Origin of the sequence: Rhizobium sp. M10 (genome assembly GCF_002531955.1) — a bacterium.
GTDB lineage: Bacteria > Pseudomonadota > Alphaproteobacteria > Rhizobiales > Rhizobiaceae > Rhizobium > Rhizobium etli_C.
Window position 1 is genome coordinate 44,146 of sequence record NZ_NWTA01000024.1, and the last position, 19,090, is coordinate 63,235.

At 63.2% G+C, this 19,090-nt stretch carries 20 protein-coding genes and 1 riboswitch; of the genes, 8 read left to right on the forward strand and 12 right to left on the reverse strand.

Going from position 1 to position 19,090, the window contains the following annotated elements:
- The first annotated feature begins 24 nt into the window (after positions 1-24).
- Complete coding sequence (locus CO671_RS27425; RefSeq protein ID WP_097608577.1) at positions 25-885, forward strand: TIM barrel protein; 861 nt, start codon at positions 25-27, stop codon at positions 883-885.
- A gap of 9 nt (positions 886-894) precedes the next feature.
- Here the strand turns inward: CO671_RS27425 and betC are convergent, their stop codons facing one another.
- On the reverse strand, positions 895-2,409 hold the full coding sequence (betC, locus tag CO671_RS27430; protein WP_097608578.1) for a choline-sulfatase: 1,515 nt from the start codon (positions 2,407-2,409) through the stop codon (positions 895-897).
- A 96-nt stretch (positions 2,410-2,505) separates the two neighbouring features.
- Between betC and CO671_RS27435 the strand changes: the two genes are divergently transcribed.
- From CO671_RS27435 to CO671_RS27445, 3 genes are all read left to right on the forward strand, one after another.
- Positions 2,506-3,411 (forward strand): LysR family transcriptional regulator, encoded by a 906-nt coding sequence (locus tag CO671_RS27435; protein WP_097608579.1) that lies wholly within the window; start codon positions 2,506-2,508, stop codon positions 3,409-3,411.
- A gap of 90 nt (positions 3,412-3,501) precedes the next feature.
- A complete protein-coding gene (locus CO671_RS27440; RefSeq protein WP_010032807.1) occupies positions 3,502-3,702 on the forward strand; it encodes a hypothetical protein in 201 nt (66 codons plus the stop codon).
- Between the two features lie 62 nt (positions 3,703-3,764).
- Positions 3,765-4,559, forward strand: a complete 795-nt coding sequence (locus tag CO671_RS27445) for an aldolase/citrate lyase family protein (protein ID WP_097608580.1) — start codon at positions 3,765-3,767, stop codon at positions 4,557-4,559.
- A 6-nt stretch (positions 4,560-4,565) separates the two neighbouring features.
- Here CO671_RS27445 and CO671_RS27450 read toward each other — a convergent pair whose 3' ends face one another.
- From CO671_RS27450 to thiM, 11 genes are all read right to left on the reverse strand, one after another.
- Positions 4,566-5,246 (reverse strand): hypothetical protein, encoded by a 681-nt coding sequence (locus tag CO671_RS27450; RefSeq protein WP_097608581.1) that lies wholly within the window; start codon positions 5,244-5,246, stop codon positions 4,566-4,568.
- A gap of 69 nt (positions 5,247-5,315) precedes the next feature.
- The gene (locus CO671_RS27455) at positions 5,316-6,215 is read right to left on the reverse strand and encodes an ATP-binding cassette domain-containing protein (protein WP_097608582.1); all 900 of its coding nucleotides are present in this window, start codon (positions 6,213-6,215) and stop codon (positions 5,316-5,318) included.
- Positions 6,212-7,015, reverse strand: a complete 804-nt coding sequence (locus CO671_RS27460; RefSeq protein ID WP_097608583.1) for an ABC transporter ATP-binding protein — start codon at positions 7,013-7,015, stop codon at positions 6,212-6,214. The genes CO671_RS27455 and CO671_RS27460 overlap by 4 nt, the downstream gene beginning before the upstream one ends.
- Positions 7,012-7,890 (reverse strand): ABC transporter permease, encoded by an 879-nt coding sequence (locus CO671_RS27465; protein ID WP_097608584.1) that lies wholly within the window; start codon positions 7,888-7,890, stop codon positions 7,012-7,014. Before CO671_RS27465 ends, CO671_RS27460 begins: the two co-directional genes overlap by 4 nt.
- A gap of 1 nt (position 7,891) precedes the next feature.
- The gene (locus CO671_RS27470) at positions 7,892-8,869 is read right to left on the reverse strand and encodes an ABC transporter permease (protein WP_097608585.1); all 978 of its coding nucleotides are present in this window, start codon (positions 8,867-8,869) and stop codon (positions 7,892-7,894) included.
- Between the two features lie 56 nt (positions 8,870-8,925).
- Positions 8,926-10,572: an ABC transporter substrate-binding protein gene (locus tag CO671_RS27475; protein WP_097608586.1), complete on the reverse strand. Its 1,647-nt coding sequence runs from the start codon at positions 10,570-10,572 to the stop codon at positions 8,926-8,928.
- Between the two features lie 44 nt (positions 10,573-10,616).
- Positions 10,617-11,639 carry a glycoside hydrolase family 3 N-terminal domain-containing protein gene (locus CO671_RS27480; RefSeq protein ID WP_097608587.1) on the reverse strand — a complete coding sequence of 341 codons (1,023 nt, stop codon included), beginning with the start codon at positions 11,637-11,639 and terminating at the stop codon, positions 10,617-10,619.
- A 24-nt stretch (positions 11,640-11,663) separates the two neighbouring features.
- Positions 11,664-12,143: a GNAT family N-acetyltransferase gene (locus CO671_RS27485; RefSeq protein ID WP_097608588.1), complete on the reverse strand. Its 480-nt coding sequence runs from the start codon at positions 12,141-12,143 to the stop codon at positions 11,664-11,666.
- A gap of 400 nt (positions 12,144-12,543) precedes the next feature.
- The gene (thiD, locus tag CO671_RS27490; RefSeq protein WP_097608589.1) at positions 12,544-13,353 is read right to left on the reverse strand and encodes a bifunctional hydroxymethylpyrimidine kinase/phosphomethylpyrimidine kinase; all 810 of its coding nucleotides are present in this window, start codon (positions 13,351-13,353) and stop codon (positions 12,544-12,546) included.
- Positions 13,350-13,985 carry a thiamine phosphate synthase gene (gene thiE, locus CO671_RS27495; protein WP_097608590.1) on the reverse strand — a complete coding sequence of 212 codons (636 nt, stop codon included), beginning with the start codon at positions 13,983-13,985 and terminating at the stop codon, positions 13,350-13,352. Before thiE ends, thiD begins: the two co-directional genes overlap by 4 nt.
- Positions 13,982-14,785 (reverse strand): hydroxyethylthiazole kinase, encoded by an 804-nt coding sequence (gene thiM, locus CO671_RS27500; protein ID WP_097608591.1) that lies wholly within the window; start codon positions 14,783-14,785, stop codon positions 13,982-13,984. Before thiM ends, thiE begins: the two co-directional genes overlap by 4 nt.
- A 48-nt stretch (positions 14,786-14,833) precedes the next feature.
- Positions 14,834-14,930, reverse strand: a riboswitch (TPP riboswitch).
- Positions 14,931-15,634: 704 nt separating this feature from the next.
- On the opposite strand from thiM, the gene CO671_RS27505 reads away from it, so the two are divergent.
- The 4 genes from CO671_RS27505 to CO671_RS27520 are packed head-to-tail and all read left to right on the forward strand — an operon-like array spanning position 15,635 to position 19,068.
- On the forward strand, positions 15,635-16,252 hold the full coding sequence (locus tag CO671_RS27505) for an invasion associated locus B family protein (RefSeq protein WP_097608592.1): 618 nt from the start codon (positions 15,635-15,637) through the stop codon (positions 16,250-16,252).
- 13 nt (positions 16,253-16,265) lie between these two features.
- A complete protein-coding gene (locus CO671_RS27510; protein ID WP_097608593.1) occupies positions 16,266-17,987 on the forward strand; it encodes a ShlB/FhaC/HecB family hemolysin secretion/activation protein in 1,722 nt (573 codons plus the stop codon).
- Positions 17,988-18,000: 13 nt separating this feature from the next.
- Entirely contained in the window at positions 18,001-18,468 is a 468-nt protein-coding gene (locus tag CO671_RS27515) for a hypothetical protein (protein ID WP_097608594.1), read from the forward strand.
- A gap of 45 nt (positions 18,469-18,513) precedes the next feature.
- On the forward strand, positions 18,514-19,068 hold the full coding sequence (locus CO671_RS27520) for a hypothetical protein (RefSeq protein WP_097608595.1): 555 nt from the start codon (positions 18,514-18,516) through the stop codon (positions 19,066-19,068).
- Positions 19,069-19,090 lie beyond the last annotated feature (22 nt).

The following is a 19,090-nucleotide window of genomic DNA, read 5'->3' on the forward strand; positions in this document are numbered from 1 at the left end:
GCGAGAGGAATTGGAGGAGGGAACATGCAGCATTTGCAAAACGGACGTTTCGCGGTTTCGACATGGTCGCTGCATCGCTTGCTCGGCGCGGTCCACGCCTATAGCCCCGACCCCGACAAGAGCGCGGCGCCGAAGGAACCCTACGGCCCCGGCGGCGCGGCGCTGATCGACGTGCCGGCGATGCTGGCGGCGCGCGGCGTCCACCGGCTGGAGATCTGCTCCTTCCATCTGCCGAGCCTCGATGCCGCCTATATCGGCGAACTCAGCGATGCGATGGCGGCCTCGAACGTGCTGTTCCAGACGCTGCTTGTCGAGGACGGCGATCCGAGCCATGCCGGGACGGCCGAGCGCGACATCGGCTGGATGGCGGAGTGGATCGGCATCGCGGCGGCACTCGGGGCGCAGAGAATGCGCGTCATCGCCGGCAAGCAGAAGCCGAGCGAGGAAAATCACGGCCGTGCGGCCCGCCACCTCAACTGGCTGGCCGAGAAGGCGGAAGGCAGCGGCGTGCGCATCGTCGTCGAGAACTGGTTCGACCTCTTACCGTCGCCGGTCGAAATGAACTGGCTGCTCGACCGGCTGGATGGCAAGGTCGGTCTCAACGGCGACCTCGGCAACTGGTCAGCCCCCGCCAAATATGACGGTCTGGCCGATATCATGCGGCGGGCGGAAATCTGCCACGCCAAAGCCGATTACAATGCCGGCGGCCTCGATGCGAAGGATTACCGCAAGTGCCTGGAGATGTGCGAAAGGGCCGGTTACGCCGGTCCCTTAACGCTGATCTATGATTCGCCCTTCTTCGCCGACGAATGGGACGGCATCCTGCTGCAAAAGACCTTCATCGAGGATTTCCTGCGCGAGGCTCCGGCCCGCCGGACGGCCTAGAACCGTCTGCTATTCCTGGCGCGGGAACCGCTGGCTTTCCTCCAGCACGTTCAGATCCATGTGGTTGCGCATATAGCGCTCCGATGCTTTCTGCAGCGGCTGATAGTCCCATGGATAATAGGCGCCGTTGCGCAGCGCCGCGTAGACCACCCAGCGGCGGGCCTGGCTTTCGCGCACGGCCGCGTCGAAAGCGGCAAGGTTCCAGCGCCGGCCCGCCTGTTCGATGAGCCGCGCCAGCGTCTCGGCATGCGCCGGATTTCCCGTGAGATCGTCGAGCTCCTGCGGATCGGCCTCAAGATCGAACAGCATCGGCGGGTCCTTCTCGCAGAGCGAGAGCTTGTAGCGCCCGTCCCTGAGGCAGACGAGCGGCGCTTCCGAGCCTTCCGCGGCATATTCCATCGGTACCGGGCCACGGCTGCCGGTGCCCTTCGCAAGGGCTGCGAGATCTTGGCCTTCGGTCCATGGCTTCAATGACGCGATATCGATTCCGGCAAGCCCGGCAAGCGTCGGCGTTACGTCAAGCGTGGAGACGGGCTGATCGATGCGCTTCGGCGTCCAGCCGGGGGCTGCGATCATCAGCGGCACCCGCGCCGAACCTTCGAAGAAGTTCATCTTGAACCAGAGGCCGCGATCGCCAAGCATGTCGCCGTGGTCGGACACGAAGAGGATGATGGTGTTCTCCGCCGTGCGGCTGCGTTCCAGGGCGCCGAGAAGCTCGCCGATCTTTTCGTCGACATAGGAGATATTGGCGAAATAGCCGCGTCTTGCCCGCCTGATCTGCTCTTGGCTGATGTCGAACGCATCGTGCTCGCAGGCTTTCATCAGGCGCTGAGAATGAGGATCCTGCCGCTCGAAAGGGATCGCCGCGACCGCCGGGTCGAGTGCCGGGCAGTCCTCATAGAGATCCCAGAATTTGCGGCGCGCGACATAGGGGTCGTGCGGATGGGTGAAGCTGACGGTCAGGCACCAGGGGCGCTCATCATGACCGCGCGAGAGGTCGAAGAGCTTGCGGGTGGCGTGATAGGCGACCTCGTCGTCATATTCCATCTGATTGGTGATCTCGGCAATGCCGGCGCCGGTCACCGAACCGAGATTGTGATACCACCAGTCGATGCGCTCGCCGGGCTTGGTATAATCAGGTGTCCAGCCGAAATCGGCCGGATAGATGTCCGTCGTCAGGCGTTCCTCGAAACCGTGAAGCTGGTCGGGGCCGACGAAATGCATCTTGCCCGACAGCGCCGTCTGGTATCCGGCCGCGCGCAGATGATGCGCATAGGTCGGAATGTCGGAGGCAAATTCAGCCGCGTTGTCATAGACGCGCGTCCGGCTCGGCAACTGTCCCGACATGAAGGACGCCCGTGCCGGCGCGCAGAGCGGGCTTGCCGTATAGCTATTGGCGAAACGCACAGAGCGGCTTGCCAGTGATTTCAGATGCGGCGCGTGAAGAAAATCGGCGGGACCATCGGGAAAGAAGGTTCCGTTCAATTGGTCCACCATCAGGATGAGGATGTTCGGGCGCGCCATGTCGTTTCCCCTTTTGCTATTTGAAGATTTTATTCAAGCGCCTAATATGACGGCTGTAAAGACAGCTTTTTTCGATGGCTGCTCAAAGGTATTTTTATGTCAGATCACCCACCTGAGCTTGGATGGATGCGGCTGTTCGTCGAGGTTGCGCGGCTCGGGAGCTTTTCGGCGGCTGCAACGCTTCTCGGGCTGACCCAGCCGGCCGTCAGCTACCAGATCCGCCGGCTGGAACAGCAGTTCGGCGTCAGCCTGCTGCGCCGCCAGCATCGTGGCGTCGAATTGACCGCCGAAGGCGAGCGGCTTCTGGACATCGCCGCCAGGGCGGTCGGCGATATCGATGCGCTCGCCCGCAGTTTTCGCCTCGAAGCCCAGAGGCCGATCGTCAGGCTCAGAACCGACTATGCGTTCTCGGCGCTTTGGCTGATCCCGCGCATGGATGGCTTTCGCCTGCTGCACCCGGAAACGGACATACAGATCGTCGCGACGCAGAGGCTTGCGGTCGGGTTTCGCGACGAGGCCGACGTCGCGGTCGTGTTCGGGACGCGGGCGGAATTCGGTGCCGTGGGCACGCTTCTGCTGCCGGAGAGGGTCGTGCCCGTCTGCACGCGGGGGTTCCTCGATCGCAACGGACCCTTCGACGATCCAGGACAATTGGCCGGAGCGAGGCTGATCCATCTCGACGCGCCGCTGCCATCGCCCTGGTTCGACTGGCGCACATATTTTGGTGAATTCTCCGTCCTGCGCGGCGCCCACGCCGACCGCGGTGATATCAGCTTCAACACCTATTCGTTGGTCGTTCAGGCGGCGCTGAGCGAGCAGGGCGTGGCGCTCGGCTGGATGGGGCTCGTCGACACGCTCCTTTCGGCGGGCATGCTGCTGGAAGCCGGCCCGTCGCTGGAGGCGCGAGACCGCGGTTACTGGCTGGTGCCTCCGCGATCTCCGAACGTTCACAGCGAGAGGCTCAGCACCTGGCTGTCGGATGAGGTGGAGAAGAATGATTAGCAGCGGTTGCATTTCTCCTCGGAAGAAGCCTTGTCATCGGCGATGGCGATCGACATTGTGGGCCGAATCCATAGCGGAGGTGACTGAAGCATGCGAACCATCGGATATGTCGTCGGCCTGCTTATGGTCGTGTTCGGCTTGATCTGGATCGGGCAGGGAAGCGGCTATTTTCCCTATCCGGCATCGAGTTTCATGATTGCCCAAAAGATCTGGATGCTCTGGGGCGCCATTCTGGCGGCGGCGGGCATCGTCGTGATGGTCAGCATCTCGCGGCTTCGCCGCAGAGGATGAATTGCTGCTGCCGATTGGCGGCAACCCGGCCGCTGGCGGCCTGTCGAAATGAGGAGAATGGCATGAGCGCAGCTGAAATCGACGGTTTTGCCGACCGTATCAGGAAGCACCAGGCCGGTATGATCTCGGCCTGGGTCGGCATCCCCGACGCGATGCTCGTCAATCATCTGGCGCAGGAAGCTTTCGACGCCGTCGTGCTCGATATGCAGCATGGCATGTGGGATATGCAGTCGGCGGCAAATGCCGTTGCTCAGGCCCGTCTTGCCGGCAAACCGGCCATCGCGCGCATTCCGGTCGGCGATTTCGCCTCCGCCTCGCGGCTGCTCGATGCTGGGGCCTCCGGCATCATCGCGCCGATGATCAATTCCGCCGAGGATGCGCGAGCCCTGGTCCGGACGACGAAATATCCGCCCCTCGGCGAGCGCAGCTGGGGACCGTCCCTGGCGTTGAACCATAGCGGCTTGTCGCCGGACGCCTATCTGAAGACTGCCAACGAGCTCACCGTCGCCATCGCCATGATCGAGACCCGCGCCGCGCTCGATGCTATCGACGGCATTCTTGGCGTAACCGGTATCGACGGTATTTTCGTCGGCCCCGCCGACCTTTCGATCGCCCTGTCGAACGGCGATCAGGTGGCGCCGAATGCGGCCGAGATCGACAGCGCCATGCAGCACGCGGTTGCGCGCTGCCGCGCCCACGGCAAATTCGCCTGTGCCTATGCCGGCGATGGCGAGCGGGCCGGCGAGCTGTTGAAGTTCGGCTTTGATCTGGTCATCGCCGGCGCCGAGACCATACAGCTGCGCGCCGGCGCCCGCCGCGCCATCAATGCCGCCCGCAGGATCGCTTCGGGCAGCTGATCTTCGTCAGCGGGCCGGCTTGATCGCCAGCCAGATGACGTGGCGGGCGCCGCCGCGTTTGCCGTTGGCGCGGGTGTTGACCGCTTCGACGGAAAAGCCGCTGTCCCTGAGGCGGCGGGTGAAATCAGGATCCGGCCCGGATGACCAGACGGCAAGCACGCCGCCGGGGCGAAGCGCGTCGCGGGCGGCGCGCAGGCCGGCGAAATCGTAGAGCCGGTCGTTGGATTTGCGGGTCAGCCCATCCGGTCCATTGTCGACATCGAGCAGGATCGCGTCATAGGCGCTCTTGCCGGCGCGGATCGCCTCGCCGACATCGCCCTGATGGATGCCGACGCGGGAATCGTCGAGGCAGCCCTTGAACACCTCGGCCATCGGCCCGCGCGCCCAGGTGACGACGGCCGGCACCAGTTCGGCGACGGTGACGCCGGCATCATCGGGAAGGACGGTAAGAGCGGCGCGCAGGGTGAAACCCATGCCGAGCCCGCCGATCAGCACCCTCGGCTTCGCATGCGTTTTGATCCGCTCCCAGGAGAGGGTCGCCAGCGCCTCTTCCGAGCCGCTGAGGCGGCTGTTCATCAGCTCGTTGGCGCCGAGCATGATCGAGAACTCGCTGCCGCGCTGCTTCAGGCGCAACTCGCCGCCTTCGCCGGGAATGGTCGCGGAATCGAGTTGAATCCAGGGCAGCATGACAGTTTCGCCTCACATCAAAGAGCCGTCCCCTAGCACAGGCAGACGAGCGAAACCAGCAAACCGGCGTCAGATCATTCGCATGAAATGACCCGGCTCCGCTTCGACGACATCGTCCTGCGGGGCGGCCGAACGGCGGCGGATATCCTCGACCTCGTCGGGCCTCAGCCGCGCCTTCGGATCTTCGAAACGGACGTCTGGATCGGGCACGGCCGAGAGCAGCAGCCTGGTATAGGGATGCAGCGGATTGTCGATCACTCGGGCGGTGCTGCCCCATTCGACGATCTGGCCGGCATACATCACGGCGATGTCCTCGGCGACATAACGGGCGGTGGCGATATCATGGGTGATGTAGAGCAGGCCGAGATTCATCTCCCGCTTCATCTCGTTCAAAAGGTTGAGCACGCCGAGGCGCACCGAGACGTCGAGCATCGAGGTCGGTTCGTCCGCGACGATCACCTCCGGCTTGACGGCAAGGGCGCGGGCGATGTTGACGCGCTGGCGCTGGCCGCCGGAGAGTTCATGCGGATATTTCGGCGCGACGAGATCGGGATCGAGCCTGACGCGCTCCAACAGTTCGCGGATGGTGGCGTCGATATCAGTCCCCTTGATATCAGGGCGATGCAGCTTCAGCGGGCGTCGAAGATGGTGAGCGATGGTGTGGGCGGGATTCAGCGAGGCGAACGGATCCTGGAAGATCATCTGCACCGAGCGGCGGTAGCGGGCGATTTCGGCGGAATTCGCCGTTTCGACCGGCCGGCCTTTGTAGAGGATGCGGCCAGATGTCGGCAGATATTCGCGCATCGCCATGCGGGCGCAAGTGGTCTTGCCGCTGCCGGATTCGCCGACGAGCGCCAGCGCCCGGCCAGCGCGCAGCGAAAAGGAGATCGAGCGGGCAGCATGAACGGCGGACGCGCCGTGGCCGAAGGTCTTTGTCACCGTGTCGAGCGCAAGGATGGCCTCGCTCATAGCCGTACGCCTCCATGAAGTGAGGGGAAGGAGGCCCAGAGCTTCTTCGTGTAATCATGCTCAGGCGTCCGGTAGATCGCCTCGGCGCTGTTCTGCTCCACCAGCCTGCCAGACAGCATGATGCCGATGCGATCGCAGAACTGCACCATCAGCCCGAGATCATGGGTGATGAACAGCACGGAGAAGCCGAAGCTGCGGCGCAGCTCGTTGATCCGCTGCAGGATTTCGCGCTGGACGACGACGTCGAGCGCGGTCGTCGGCTCGTCCATGACGACGAGTTTCGGATCGAGCGCCATGCAGATGGCGATGACGATGCGCTGGCGCATGCCGCCGGAAAACTGATGCGGATAATCGCGCATGCGATCCGGCGCGATGTCAACGAGCGTCAGCATCTCGGCGGTGCGCTCGCGCGCTTGCGTGCGGCTCATGCCTTTATGGGTGCGCAGCAGGTCGTAGAATTGCGCCTCGATGCGCAGCACCGGGTTCAGCGAATTCATGGCGCTCTGGAAAACCATCGCGACCTCGCGCCAGCGGAAGGCGGCAAGCGCCCGCTGGTCGAGATCGAGTACGTCGCGGCCGTCGAGCAGGATGCGGCTCTCCTGGCGGATCAGCGCCGGCGGCTTGTGCAGGCGGCTGATGGCGAAGGCGATGGTGCTCTTGCCGCAGCCGGATTCGCCGGCAAGCCCGAAGACCTCGCCGGGCGCGACGTCGAAATTGACGTCGTCGACGGCGCGGAAATCCTTCTCTTCGCCGATATAATCGATGGTGAGGTTCCTCACCGAAAGCAGCGGTTGCGTCATAGGCGGCCCTCCCCGGAACGGACGAGCAGCGACCAGCGCTTCAGATGATTGCCGGTGCGCAGCCGCGGATTGGCGATCTCGTCGACGGCGAAATTCAGGAGCGACATGCCGATGCCGAGGAGGGCGAGCGCGAAGCAGGGGGTGAGAATATCCCACCAGGCGCCGACCGAAAGGGCCGAAACCTTCTGCGCGTTGTAGAGCATGGTGCCCCAGGAGATCGCCCGGGGATCGCCGAGGCCGAGGAATTCCAGCGTCGCCTCGGTGATGATCGCGAAGATGACGCTGCCGATGAAATTGATGCCGACGATGGAGATCACATTGGGGAAGATCTCGAATGTCATGATCCGCCATTGCGGCTCGCCCATCATCTCGGCGGATTTGACGAAATCCTTCTGCTTGACCGAGAGCGTCTCGGCGCGGGTGACGCGGGCGCCCCAGGCCCAGGAGGTGGCGCCGAGGATCAGGGCGATGACGACGGGGCTTGCCTGGCCGATGAAGGCGGCGAGCACCAGCAGCAGCGGCAGGTTGGGAACGACCAGCACCATATTGGTGAAGAAGCTGATGACCTCGTCGGTCTTGCCGCCGCGATAGCCGGAGATGATGCCGAGCGCGGTGCCGGCAAGGGTGATCAACAAGCCGGCGCCGAAGCCGACGGCCAGCGAGGTGCGGGCGCCGTAGATCAGCCGGGCAAAAACATCCTGGCCGATGCGGGTGGTGCCGAGAATATGGTCGAAGGACGGCGGCTGGTGCGGCCGCCCGGTGCGGGCGGCGGGGTCGTATTGGGTCAGCAGCGGCGCTGCGATCGCGACGATGACGATGAAGGCGATGATGACGAGGCCGGTGAGCGCCTTGCGGTTTCGAAGCAGGGTCTTCATCTCACGCTCCCTTCAGCCGCGGGTCGAGCATGACGTAGCTGACGTCGACGATGAAATTGGCGATCAGCATGGTCGCCGTCATGATCAGCAGCTGGCCCTGGATGACGGGATAGTCGCGGGCGAGGATCGCCTGGTAGAGAATGTTGCCGAGGCCGGGATAGTTGTAGACGACCTCCGTCACCAGCGAGCCGCCGAGAATGGTGCCGATGGCGATGGCAAGGCTGGAGACGGTCGGCAGCAGGGCGTTGCGCGCCGCATACCAGAGCATCACATGCCGGTCGGACAGGCCCTTGGCGCGGGCCATGACGATATAGTCCTCGCCGAGCAGGTTGATCATGTTGTTGCGCATGGTGACGGTGAAGCCGCCGATCAGCACGGTGCAGAGCGTCACCATCGGCAGGATGCCGTGATAGGCGACGCTGCCGAGATACTGCAGGCTGAAGGCCGGATCGAGCGACGGGTCGGCGGCATAGCCGTTCGGGAACCAGCCGAGCGTGAAGCCGAAGATGAAGAGAACGATCAGCGAGGTGACGACGGCCGGCACCGAGGTGGCGAAGATCGCGCCGACGGAGACGACGACATCGAACCTGCTGCCGCGGCGCCAGGCGGCGAGGATGCCGAGCAAGGTGCCGAGCGCAAAGCTGACGATCGTCGCCGTCCCCATCAGGGCGACGGTCCAGACCAGGGCATGGCCGAGCACCGAGGTGACCGGCAGCGGGAAATACTTGATCGAGCGGCCGAGATCGCCCGTGAAGATGCTGCCGAGATAGGTGAGATATTGCTGCCAGAGCGGCCCATCGACGAAGCCGAAGGTCAGCTTCAGCGCCTGCAGGCTTTCCGGCGGCAATTCGGTGCCGGCGCTCGAAAACATGATCTGCACCGGATCGCCCGGCATCAGCCGCGGCAGGAAGAAATTGATCGTCGCTGCCGCGATGAAGGCTGCCATGTAGAAGACGAGGCGGCGAAGCAGAAAAGCCATGGGAACTCCGTCGTAACGGGAGCGGCGTTGGAATCGCCGCTCCCGGGTCAATGCCTTTACTTGGTCGGCTCCAGCGCGAGCAGGTTCAAGAGGCGTGCCGGGTTCGTCCGCGAGATCGACGGATTGACGAAGGGGTTCTCCTTGGTCGACCAGCCGGTGAAGCGCTTGGTGTTGTACTGATACCAGTTCGGATTGTTGAAGACCGGAATGACAGGCATGTTTTCGGCGACGATGCGCTGTGCCTTGTTCATCGCTTCCTTCTGCTTGGCGAGATCGGCGGTATGGGTGAACTCGGTGACGAGTTTCTCGACCTCAGGATTGAACCAGCGCTGCGCGGTAAAGCGCGTCTTGCCCTTGTCCGAAGCGCTGAAGGCGCGCTTGTAGGGGTAGTAGGGCGAGGCCGAGGCCGGCAGGCTGTTGATCGCCGCATCGAAGCTGCCGTTGATGAGGTTGCCGGTCCAGACCGCTTCCTCGGGCGTTTCGATCTTGGCGTCGATGCCGACCGCTTGCATGCCTTCGACGGCGATGTTGACGGTGTCGACCCAGTCGGTCCAGGAGTTCGGGACAATGATCGAGAAGGAGATCTTGCTGCCGTCGGGATTGTCGCGGAAGCCGTCGCCGTCCTTGTCCTTGTAGCCGGTCTCGTCGAGCAGCGCCTTGGCGGCGTCGGCGTCATAGGTAGCGAACTTGCCGAAGTCGGCCTTGACCGACGGATCCGCCCAGCTCTTGTAAAGCTCGCCCATCAGGCCGGGATCTTCGTTCAGCGTCGGATAGCCGTAGCCGGCGACGTCGATCATCGTCTTGCGGTCGAGCGCCATCGACACGGCACGGCGGAATTTCAGGTCGTTGAAGGCCTTCTTGTTGTTCTCGTTCGCGGTTTCCAGGTTGAACAGAAAGGCGACCATGCTGCTCGGCGAATACCAGTAGTGGAAATGCGCCGGGTCCTTGGAGACATAAACATTGTCGATATCCGGAATGAAGGAGACGCCCCAGTCGAGCGTGCCGTCGGCCGTTGCCGTCAGGATCTGATTGTTGTCGGCAAGCTGTGGGAAGCGAATGCAATCGACCTTCAGATGGTCGTTGTCCCAATAGTGCGGGTTGCGGCACTGGTCATAGGTCTGGCCGGTAAAGCGCGGTACCTCGGTCAGCGGGCCGCTGCCGACCGGGTTCTCGTTGGCAAAGGTGACGGGATCGGCGACGTCCTTCCAGACATGTTCGGGAACGATCGGCAGCTGCGAGATCTGCTCGGCGGCAAGCGAGCTCGGATTGGCGAGCGTGAAGCGCACCGTCTCTCCGTCGACGGCTTGGACGTCGGTGACGAAGGTCCAGATGCTGACGAAATCGAGCGCCGGGAATTTCTTCAAGTAGTCATAGGTGAACTTGACGTCGGCTGCGGTCAGCGGCTTGCCGTCCGACCATTTCAGGTTCGGGCGCAGCTTGAAATCGATGCTCTTCAGATCGTCGGAGAGTTTGAAGCTTTCGGCCAGGCGATAGACCGGCTTGTTGCTGTCGAAGCGATTGAAGATGACCAGCGGCTCGTAGATGAAATCGAGCGTCGATTGGCGCGCCGAGGTCTGGTTGAACGGATTGAAGTTGCGCACCCAGGTCGTCGCCGGTTCGATATTGGCCGTCAGGATCGTTTGCGCCATGGCGGAGCCCGAAAGCAGTGTCAGGGCGGCGGCTGCGAGAAGATATTTTTTCATGTTCTATTCCCCTTTTTCTTATGCGGTGAGAGATGGCGCGCCGGTCAGGAGACCGAGGCGCTGGCAAACATGTCTTCGACTTGGCGGTGGGCGGCGCGGACGTCGACCTTGAGATTGCCGAGGCGGGCCTTGCCGGCGGCGATGCGTTTGAGCGCGGCGTCCGTCAGCGGCCGGGCGGTTCTGGCGGCGGCTTCGCTTTCCCTGACGTCGCCATGGCTGTGGAGCGCGATGTCGAAGCCCGCATCGAGAACTTGGCTCACGCGCTCCGGCAGCGTGCCCGAGAGCGATTCCATGAAGATGCAGTCGGAGATCAGCACGCCGTCATAGCCAAGATCGTTACGGATCACGTCGTGCATGATTGGCGAGACGGAGGCCGGCAATTCCCTATCGTAGGCGGGGTAGACGACATGGGCGACCATGGCCCAGGGCGTATCCTTCAATGCGACGAAGGGCTTGAAATCGGTGGCAGCGAGCGTCTCGCGGCTGGCGTCGACCACCGGACGCTCCTTGTGCGAGTCGAGCGTCGCCCGGCCATGGCCGGGAATATGCTTCATCACAGGCATGTTGCCGGTCTCGAGCAGGCCGTCGACCACCTCGCGGCCGAGAGCGGCGATGACATCGGGATCCGGGCCGAAGGAGCGGGCGCCGATGACCGCGCTCGTCGTCTCGAAGACGAGGTCGAGAACGGGCGAGCAGCCGCTGGAAAGACCGAGTTCCGTCATCATCGCGCCCATCGCCTGGGAGGAAAGGCGCAGCGCTTTTCTGCCGAGCTCGAAATCGCGGCGCGCTAGTTCGGCAAACTGGCCGAAGCTGCGGAAGAGCGGCCAGGGGCCGGCATCGAGGTGCTGGACGCGGCCGCCCTCCTGGTCGGTGAAGACCGGGGCGTCGTCGCGGCCGACGGCTTGCCGGAAGCGTTCGATCAGCCGCTTGGTCTGCTCCGGCTCGCGCTGATTGCGCCGGCCGACGAAGAGGCCGAGCGGATTGGTCTCGCGAAACAGCGCGAATTCATCATCCGAAATCACGGGATTGGGAAGGCCGACGAAAAGGGCGAGCGGGGTCGAGGACAATTCTGGTGCTCCGGTATCAGATGGTCATGTCGGCATGCTTCTCAGCATGCCTTCGTAGATGCCCTTGTCGGGGGCGGGGATGGTGATTGCGCCTGCGGTCTTGGCGTAGAAATCGACCGGGCCGGCATCGCCGATAAAGGCATAGGCATGGCCAAGCGTCTTCATGGTCTGAAGGCAGGCGGAAAACAGCGCGAGCCCGATACCCTTGCCGCGGGCTTCAGGATCGACTCCGGTCGGGCCGAAGAAGCCGCGCGCCGTCGTGTCGTAGCAGGCAAAGCCTAGCAGCTCACGGCCGTCGACGGCGATCAGGCAGGCAACGGGCTGGCGGGAGAAGGCGACCGAGACCTCGCTTGCCCAGTTCTCGCTGAACCGTTCGCGAACCCAATCGACGACGAGATGCAGTTCCGGGGGGAGGGCCGGGCGGATGGAGACACCGATATGATCGGCTTTCCGATTCAGATCGGCAAGCTTTGTGGAGTATAGACTCACAAGCAGGTCTGGCACCGGTCATTCCTCCTCATATTCCGTTATTGCGGAATATATCCCCTTTTAATGTCATAGACTTGGCTATCTGGCTGAGCTTGTCAACTGCGTTTTTCAAATGGCGCGACGCTGCTCGCCCCGATGCTCCCGCTCAAAAGCAAGCTGGTTGCCGAACGCAAAAACGGCCCGGGGAGGGCCGGGCCTGACAAAGTGGGCAACTTCTCTTTCGTAATGCTCGGCATAAGGCCACGGCCGTTCAGTTGACGTCCGTTGGCTGCCCCTCACCCTAACCCTCTCCCCGTAAGAACGGGGAGAGGGGACGTGCCCCGCGAAAAGTTTGGGGAACGGAGAGGTTGCAGCATATCCCCTTCGCCCCGTTTACGGGGAGAGGTGCCGGCAGGCGGATGAGGGGCGGCAGCCCTCAGTACCCGTCTTTCCAAAGCGCATGAAAATGGTGCACCGGGCCGTGGCCGGAGCCGACGGTGAGGCTGCCTGAAGCCGCAACCGCGCCGGCGAGATAATCCTTGGCGATGGCGACCGCCTCCGGCACCGAGGCGCCCTTGGCAAGCTCGGCCGCCAGCGCGCTCGACAGCGTGCAGCCGGTGCCGTGGGTGTTCTTGGTCGGCACGCGTCGGGCTTCGAACCAGTGCAGGCCGTCGGCCGCGGCAAGCACGTCGGGGCTTTCCTCGCTGTCGAGGTGACCGCCCTTGACCAGTACGGCGGCCGGGCCGAGCGCGCGCAGCTGCTCGGCCTGCGCCGCCATCTCGGCGCGGTTTGTCGCGACCGGCTGGTGCAGCAGGGCGGCGGCCTCAGGCAGGTTCGGGGTCAGCAGCGTCGCCAGCGGCAGCAGCCGGCGGGTAAGCACATCGATGGCTTCGGGCGCCAGCAGGGCGGCACCGCCCTTGGCGATCATCACGGGATCGATGACGATGGGGATGCCGCGCCGATCGGCGAGCGCTCCAGCAACGGCTTCTGCGATGCCGGCATTGGCGATCATGCCGATCTTGACGGCATCGACACGCACATCGGCAAAGACGGCGTTGATCTGATCGGCAACGAATGCAGGCGGCACCAGATGCACGCCGGTGACGCCTTGGGTGTTTTGCGCCGTCAGCGCGGTCAGCACTGCCATGCCGTAGACGCCGCGGGCGGAAAAGGCCTTGAGATCGGCCTGGATGCCGGCGCCGCCCGAGGGATCGGAGCCGGCGATGGAGAGGACGTTGCGGATCATGCACGGACCTTTCGGATTTCAGCGGCGATGCGGCGCGTCGCCGCTTCCGGATCCGGCGTGCCCGAGATGGCGGAGACGACGGCAAGCCCGCTTGCGCCTGCGGCAAAGACGGCGGCCACATGGTCCGCCTTGAGGCCGCCGATCGCAACCGAGGGCACCGGCGAGGCCGCCACCAGCTTGGCAAGACCGTCAAAGCCGATCGGCTGCTTGTGGTTGGCCTTGGTCGGGGTCGCAAACACCGGGCCGACGCCGGTATAGTCGACGACATCGGGATCGACGGCAGCGGCAAGCGCTTCGGTTTCGACCGACAGGCCGAGGATCATCCCGGGACCGATCATCGCCCGCGCGCTCACCGCATCCATGTCCTCCTGGCCGATATGCAGACCGTCGGCGCCGATGGCGATCGCCGCCTCGACATCGTCGTTGACGATGAGGCGGGCGCCGGTGCCATCAAGCGCCTGTTTCAAGGCGCGTCCGGTCGTAATCATCCCGGCCGTGCCGGCATGTTTGTCGCGCAGCTGCACCATCGTCGCGCCGCCGGCAACGGCAAGACGCGCGGTCTCGACCATGCCGATCCCGGCGCAGAGATCGGGATCGAGGACGAGATAGAGCGAAAGGTCGAAACTCTTCATGCCGCCGATATCCTTGCCCGGGCATCGAGCGTTTCGGCATCGAGCGCGTTCAACGCGTCGAGGAAGCGCCATGCGAAGGAGCCGGGACCGGCCGCACCGAGCGCTGCCTCCTCGCCCGCGATGGCGAAGGTTGCGAGGGCGGCGACCGTCGCGCCGAACAGATCCTCGGGCACGGTGGCGGCAAAGGCGCCGACGAGGCAGGTGAGCGAGCAGCCAAGCGCGGTGACCTGCGGCATCAAGGCCGATCCGCCTGTGATGCGCACCGCCCGCTCGCCGTCGGTGACGAAATCGACGGCACCGGTGACGGCGACAATCGCCTGCTGCCGCGCGGCCAGCCATCGCGCCGAACCTTCGGCCTGCTCGACCGGATCGCGGCTGTCGACTCCCTGGCCGCGGCTCTCGCCGCCGGCAAGCGCGATGATCTCGGAAGCGTTGCCGCGGATGATCGTGGGTTTGAGCGCCAGCAGAGCAGCGACCGCATCGCGGCGAAAGGCAGTGGCATAATGGGCGACCGGATCGAGCACCCAGGGTTTGCCGGCCGAGGTCGCCGCCTTCGCCGCCGCCTGCATGCCGTCGATCCATTGCGTCGACAGCGTGCCGATATTGACGGTCAGCGCGCTCGCGATGACGGCGAACTCGCCGGCTTCCTCAGCCGCATGCACCATGGCCGGCGAGGCGCCCGCGGCCAGGAGAACATTGGCGGCGATGTTCATCGCGACATAATTGGTGATGCACTGAACGAGCGGCGGCTTCTCGCGCATCGCCTTCAGCATGGCTCCTGGTGTGCTCCTGGTCTGCATGTGGCCCCTTTCAGGCGGGGGCGAGCACGGGGTCATTCGTGCGGCGGACCGCGACCCCGAGCGACTCCCTCCGCCGGCATTATCCGGTTCAGGTTCGAAGGGTGCTTCTCAGCCCGCCTGTCGACGAACGCCCCTGTCTCTCATCGGGTTCTTTTTCGCAGAGAACGGGGCGGATGTCATCCCGAAAATGACAGTCCTGCGACGGCGCGGCGCGTGAAGTCCGCTGCGGACACGCTATCATCCTCGACGGCCAGGCCCGGGCTTTACGGGGGCCGAGAGCTTGCCGCCGATTCGGGTCTTGATCAGGTTTTCCCGAATACGGCCCACGGATTCCGTCCCAGGCTGCATTGGCCGCCGCCTTTTCACCATTCGGTTGTCCTTTCCCTTCCGAGAAGAACAGTCGCAGCAACCCGCGGGTGTGACGAATTTCTGAAATACATCTCAGTATTCGTAGGCGGCATCGAGGATAAAGCCGGCGCCTTGGAATGTCTTTTCTTCAAAATGAGTACGGCTCATCTTTCGCAGATTTTTCTGGATGGCCGCCGATGCGGAATTATTCATCCTATCCGATTATACGCCTGATTTTCAATAAAAACGAGCAGGTGACCAGCTTCGCGTAAGTTGCGCATCGTCTCATGTCCGTCGCCAAGCGGTTTTATTCGAATTTCGGAATCTGTTGGCGATTTCGTTGCGAATGGGGTCTCGGGCAAACTGAGCGTAATCTCCCAGAACGCGAAATAAATACCTAACGCAAACTTTACCGTGCTGACACGTTAAGGTTGACCAAATTGCGGATTGTAGCGATATGACTTCCAACCAAAATAAAATCTTCCTGAAGTTGCATTTTAAATGAAGAAATTTTTGAAAAGCGGCATGAAGCGGGTCCTTTGGACGATCGCCCCCATTCTGATATCGATCGCCTGCACGAGCCCATCCTTTTCGCAATCTCCTGATGGTCAAGAACCGGAACAGGCGCCGGCGCAACCTGCGCCGGCGATAAAATCGCAGAAATTCGACGACTGGTATTATCGCTGCACGGGTTCGGCAGGCACCGAGGCCTGCGAAGTCGCTCAGGTGGCGCAAGTCGCCAGGGACGGCAAACCCGTCAATATCCTGACGCTGGCGATCTCGGCGCCGCCGGCCGCGCCTGCCGCACCTTCCGACAAGGGCAAGGGCAAGCCGCGGCTGATGCTGACCGCCCTTCTGCCGCTCAATGTTTTCCTGCCCTCGGGCCTGTCGATCAAGGCCGACGGCAAGCCCGTCGCCAAGCTCGATTACCGCAATTGCAACCAGACCGGATGCTGGGCGCAGCTGGCGCTGGATACGAAAATGACCGCGGCGCTGAAGAAGGGCGCGGCGGCCGAGGGGCTGGTGCGGCTGATGAATGGCCAGGACGTCAATATCCGCTTCTCGCTGAAGGGGCTGAAGCCGGCCCTCGACGAGCTTCAGTCCGTCGCCGCGAAGTAGCCGAATTTCACCAATGACCATAGAAATTCGATACTTTCTGATTGCCGGCGCCGCCCTCGCAGTGGTGATCGCCCCCGCTTACGCGCAAACGCCTGCCGATGATTTCAACCGCCGCCAGGAAGAGCAGTCGCAGACGCAGCGACTTGATGCCCTGCGGCGCGCCACACCAGGCGGCGGCACGGATGCGGAAAACGGCGCTTTGCCCGCCGCACCGGGCAACGGCGCCTGTTTCGACATCACGCGGGTCGAGATCGATGGGGCGAGCCTGCTGTCGGCCCAGGAGATCGGCAAGGTGACGGCGCCTTACGGCAACCGCTGCGTCGGCCTCGCCGAGATCAATGCGGTCCTGAGGGATGTCACGCATCTCTATATCGATCATGGCTATGTGACCTCGCGCGCCTATGTGCCGCAGCAGGATATCCGCACGACCAGGATCCTCCGTCTGCTGGTCGTCGAAGGCACGCTCTCCGACATCTATCTCAATGGCCGGAAAGTGGCCGGCAATGCTTCGCTGGCGACCGCCTTTCCCGGCCTGATCGGCCGCGTCGTCAATATCCGCGATATCGAGCAGGGCCTCGACCAGATGAACCGGCTGCAGGCCAACGACGCCAAATCGGCGATGCTGCCCGGCCCGAAGGACGGAACCTCGATCCTCAACATCGAAAACCGGCCGGGCCGGCCCTGGCATGTCTCCTTCGGCAACAACAACATGGGGCAGGAGAGCACCGGCTTTTCCCGCAGCTCGGCATCGCTCGGCTACGACGATCTGCTCGGCATCAACGACCAGTGGAATTTTTCCTACGAACATAGCGGCCCAAGCTATCCATGGAGCGATGACGGAAGGGGATATGGCAACAGCTATTCCGGCAGCGTCAGCGTGCCCTACGGTTATTCCACCCTCTCGCTGAACGGCTCCTGGTACCAATATGAAAGTGCGGTCGAGGGAAACTTCAGCACGCTCGAAACCTCCGGCAATTCGGGGCAGGTCGGTCTCGGTATCGATCGCGTTATCTCTCGCGACAAGGATTCGATCACAACCGTCCGCAGCGGCCTGACCTACAAGCAGACCAACAACTTCCTGCTCGGCAATCTGATCGAGGTCGGCAGCCGCCGCTATACGGTCGGCGATATCGGCATTTCCCATTCCCGCCGCATGTTCGGCGGCATCTGGATGTTCGACGCCAGCTTCGACAAGGGGCTCGGTCTCTTCGATGCGGTCGACCCAGGGGATCCGGGTGCCGGCAATGCCGATCCGCGATTTTCGAAATTCAACGCCACCGTCAGCGTGACTCAGCCATTCCAGGCCGCCGGCCGGCGGTTCGAATTCACCTCGCTGCTCAGCGCTCAATATTCCCCCGACAATCTGCTCGGGGCCGAACAGATCTCGCTCGGCGGCTACAGCAATGTCCGCGGCACGCGCGAAAGCGTGCTCTTCGGCAATAATGGCATGTTCAGCCACAACGAAATCGTCTGGAGAACGGGGTCCAACCAGGGCGGCGGCGCGGCGGCGAAGGCATTCGGCGAACTGCGCCCCTATCTCGGCTTCGATTACGGCCACGTCTATGCGCAAAAACGCTTCGACATATCAGGCGGCGACCTCGCCAGCTGGACCGCCGGCATCCGCGCCGTCGGCGGCAATATCAGCGCCGACCTCGGCTATTCCGACATTGTTGCAAGCAGCCTCGACGATGTCGACGGCGGGCTCTTTTATTTCAGCGCATCCGCTCATTGGTAACGAAAGCAGGACAATGACCACCCGCACTATTTCGACGAACAAGCACGCCAAAACCCTTTCAAGATCGACGGCGCTGATCCTTGCTCTTTCCATCTCGCTTGCCGGCTGCGCCGGGCGGGAGGCACGCCCTGTGGCTTCGACCAACCCGACCGACAGCGCTTTCGATTGCGCCGGCATCGCGCGGGAATTCGAGGCCAACGAACGGCAGATCACCTCGACGGTGAAAGAGCGCACCGATGCCCAAGGCAAGAACATCGTGCTCGGGGCGACCGGTGTGCTGCTGTTTCTGCCGGCGCTGTTTTTCATGGACCCGAAATCGCCCGAGAAGGTCGAGATCGATGCATTGCGCAACAGGAACAACGTCCTGACCAGCATCGCCAAATCGAAGGGATGCCCGGCGCCAAAGTCCCAGCTGACCGAGCTCTACAAGCATCTCGACAGCAAACCAAAGCCGGCATCGTCCTCGGACAGCCGAAACTGAATTTGGCGGGCACCTGAACCTTATCAATGACTTTCGGAGTTTCGTATGCGTATCGTGCGTTTTCTAAGCCTTCTCCTGCTGGCGGCGACCCTGGCGTCCTGCGTCACCGCGAGGACAGATCCCCGGCTGATTGCTGCCCTCCAGCGGACGTCCGTGCGCGAGATCCGGATCGAGCTGGCTCCCGACGTCAAGACATTCGGTTTTGGCGAGAAGCCGGAACAGCAGGTTCAGGATGCGGTTCGCACCCTCCAGGCCACGATGTCGAAGGAACTGATCGGTGTGCCGGGCGGCCCTGACAGGGGCAGGCTGGTCGTGACGCTGCATGTGTTCGACGTCACCACAAAGCAGGCCCGCATCATCGGCGGTCACGACAGCATGATCGACGGAACCGTTCGGCTGGAGGATGCCAAGACCGGGCAGTTGATCGCGCAGGCACAAAACATCCATGGCGAAGACCTCTCCATGCGCGGAAGCGGTTACGGCGTGATCATCGCCGTCGCGGTCAATGCGGCGACAACATCCGGCGCGCCTGACGTCATGGCACAGCGCCTGTCCAAGTCCTTCACGCGCAATGTGAAGACCTGGCTCACCCAGAAATAGCGAGACGAGGCGAGGCGCTGCC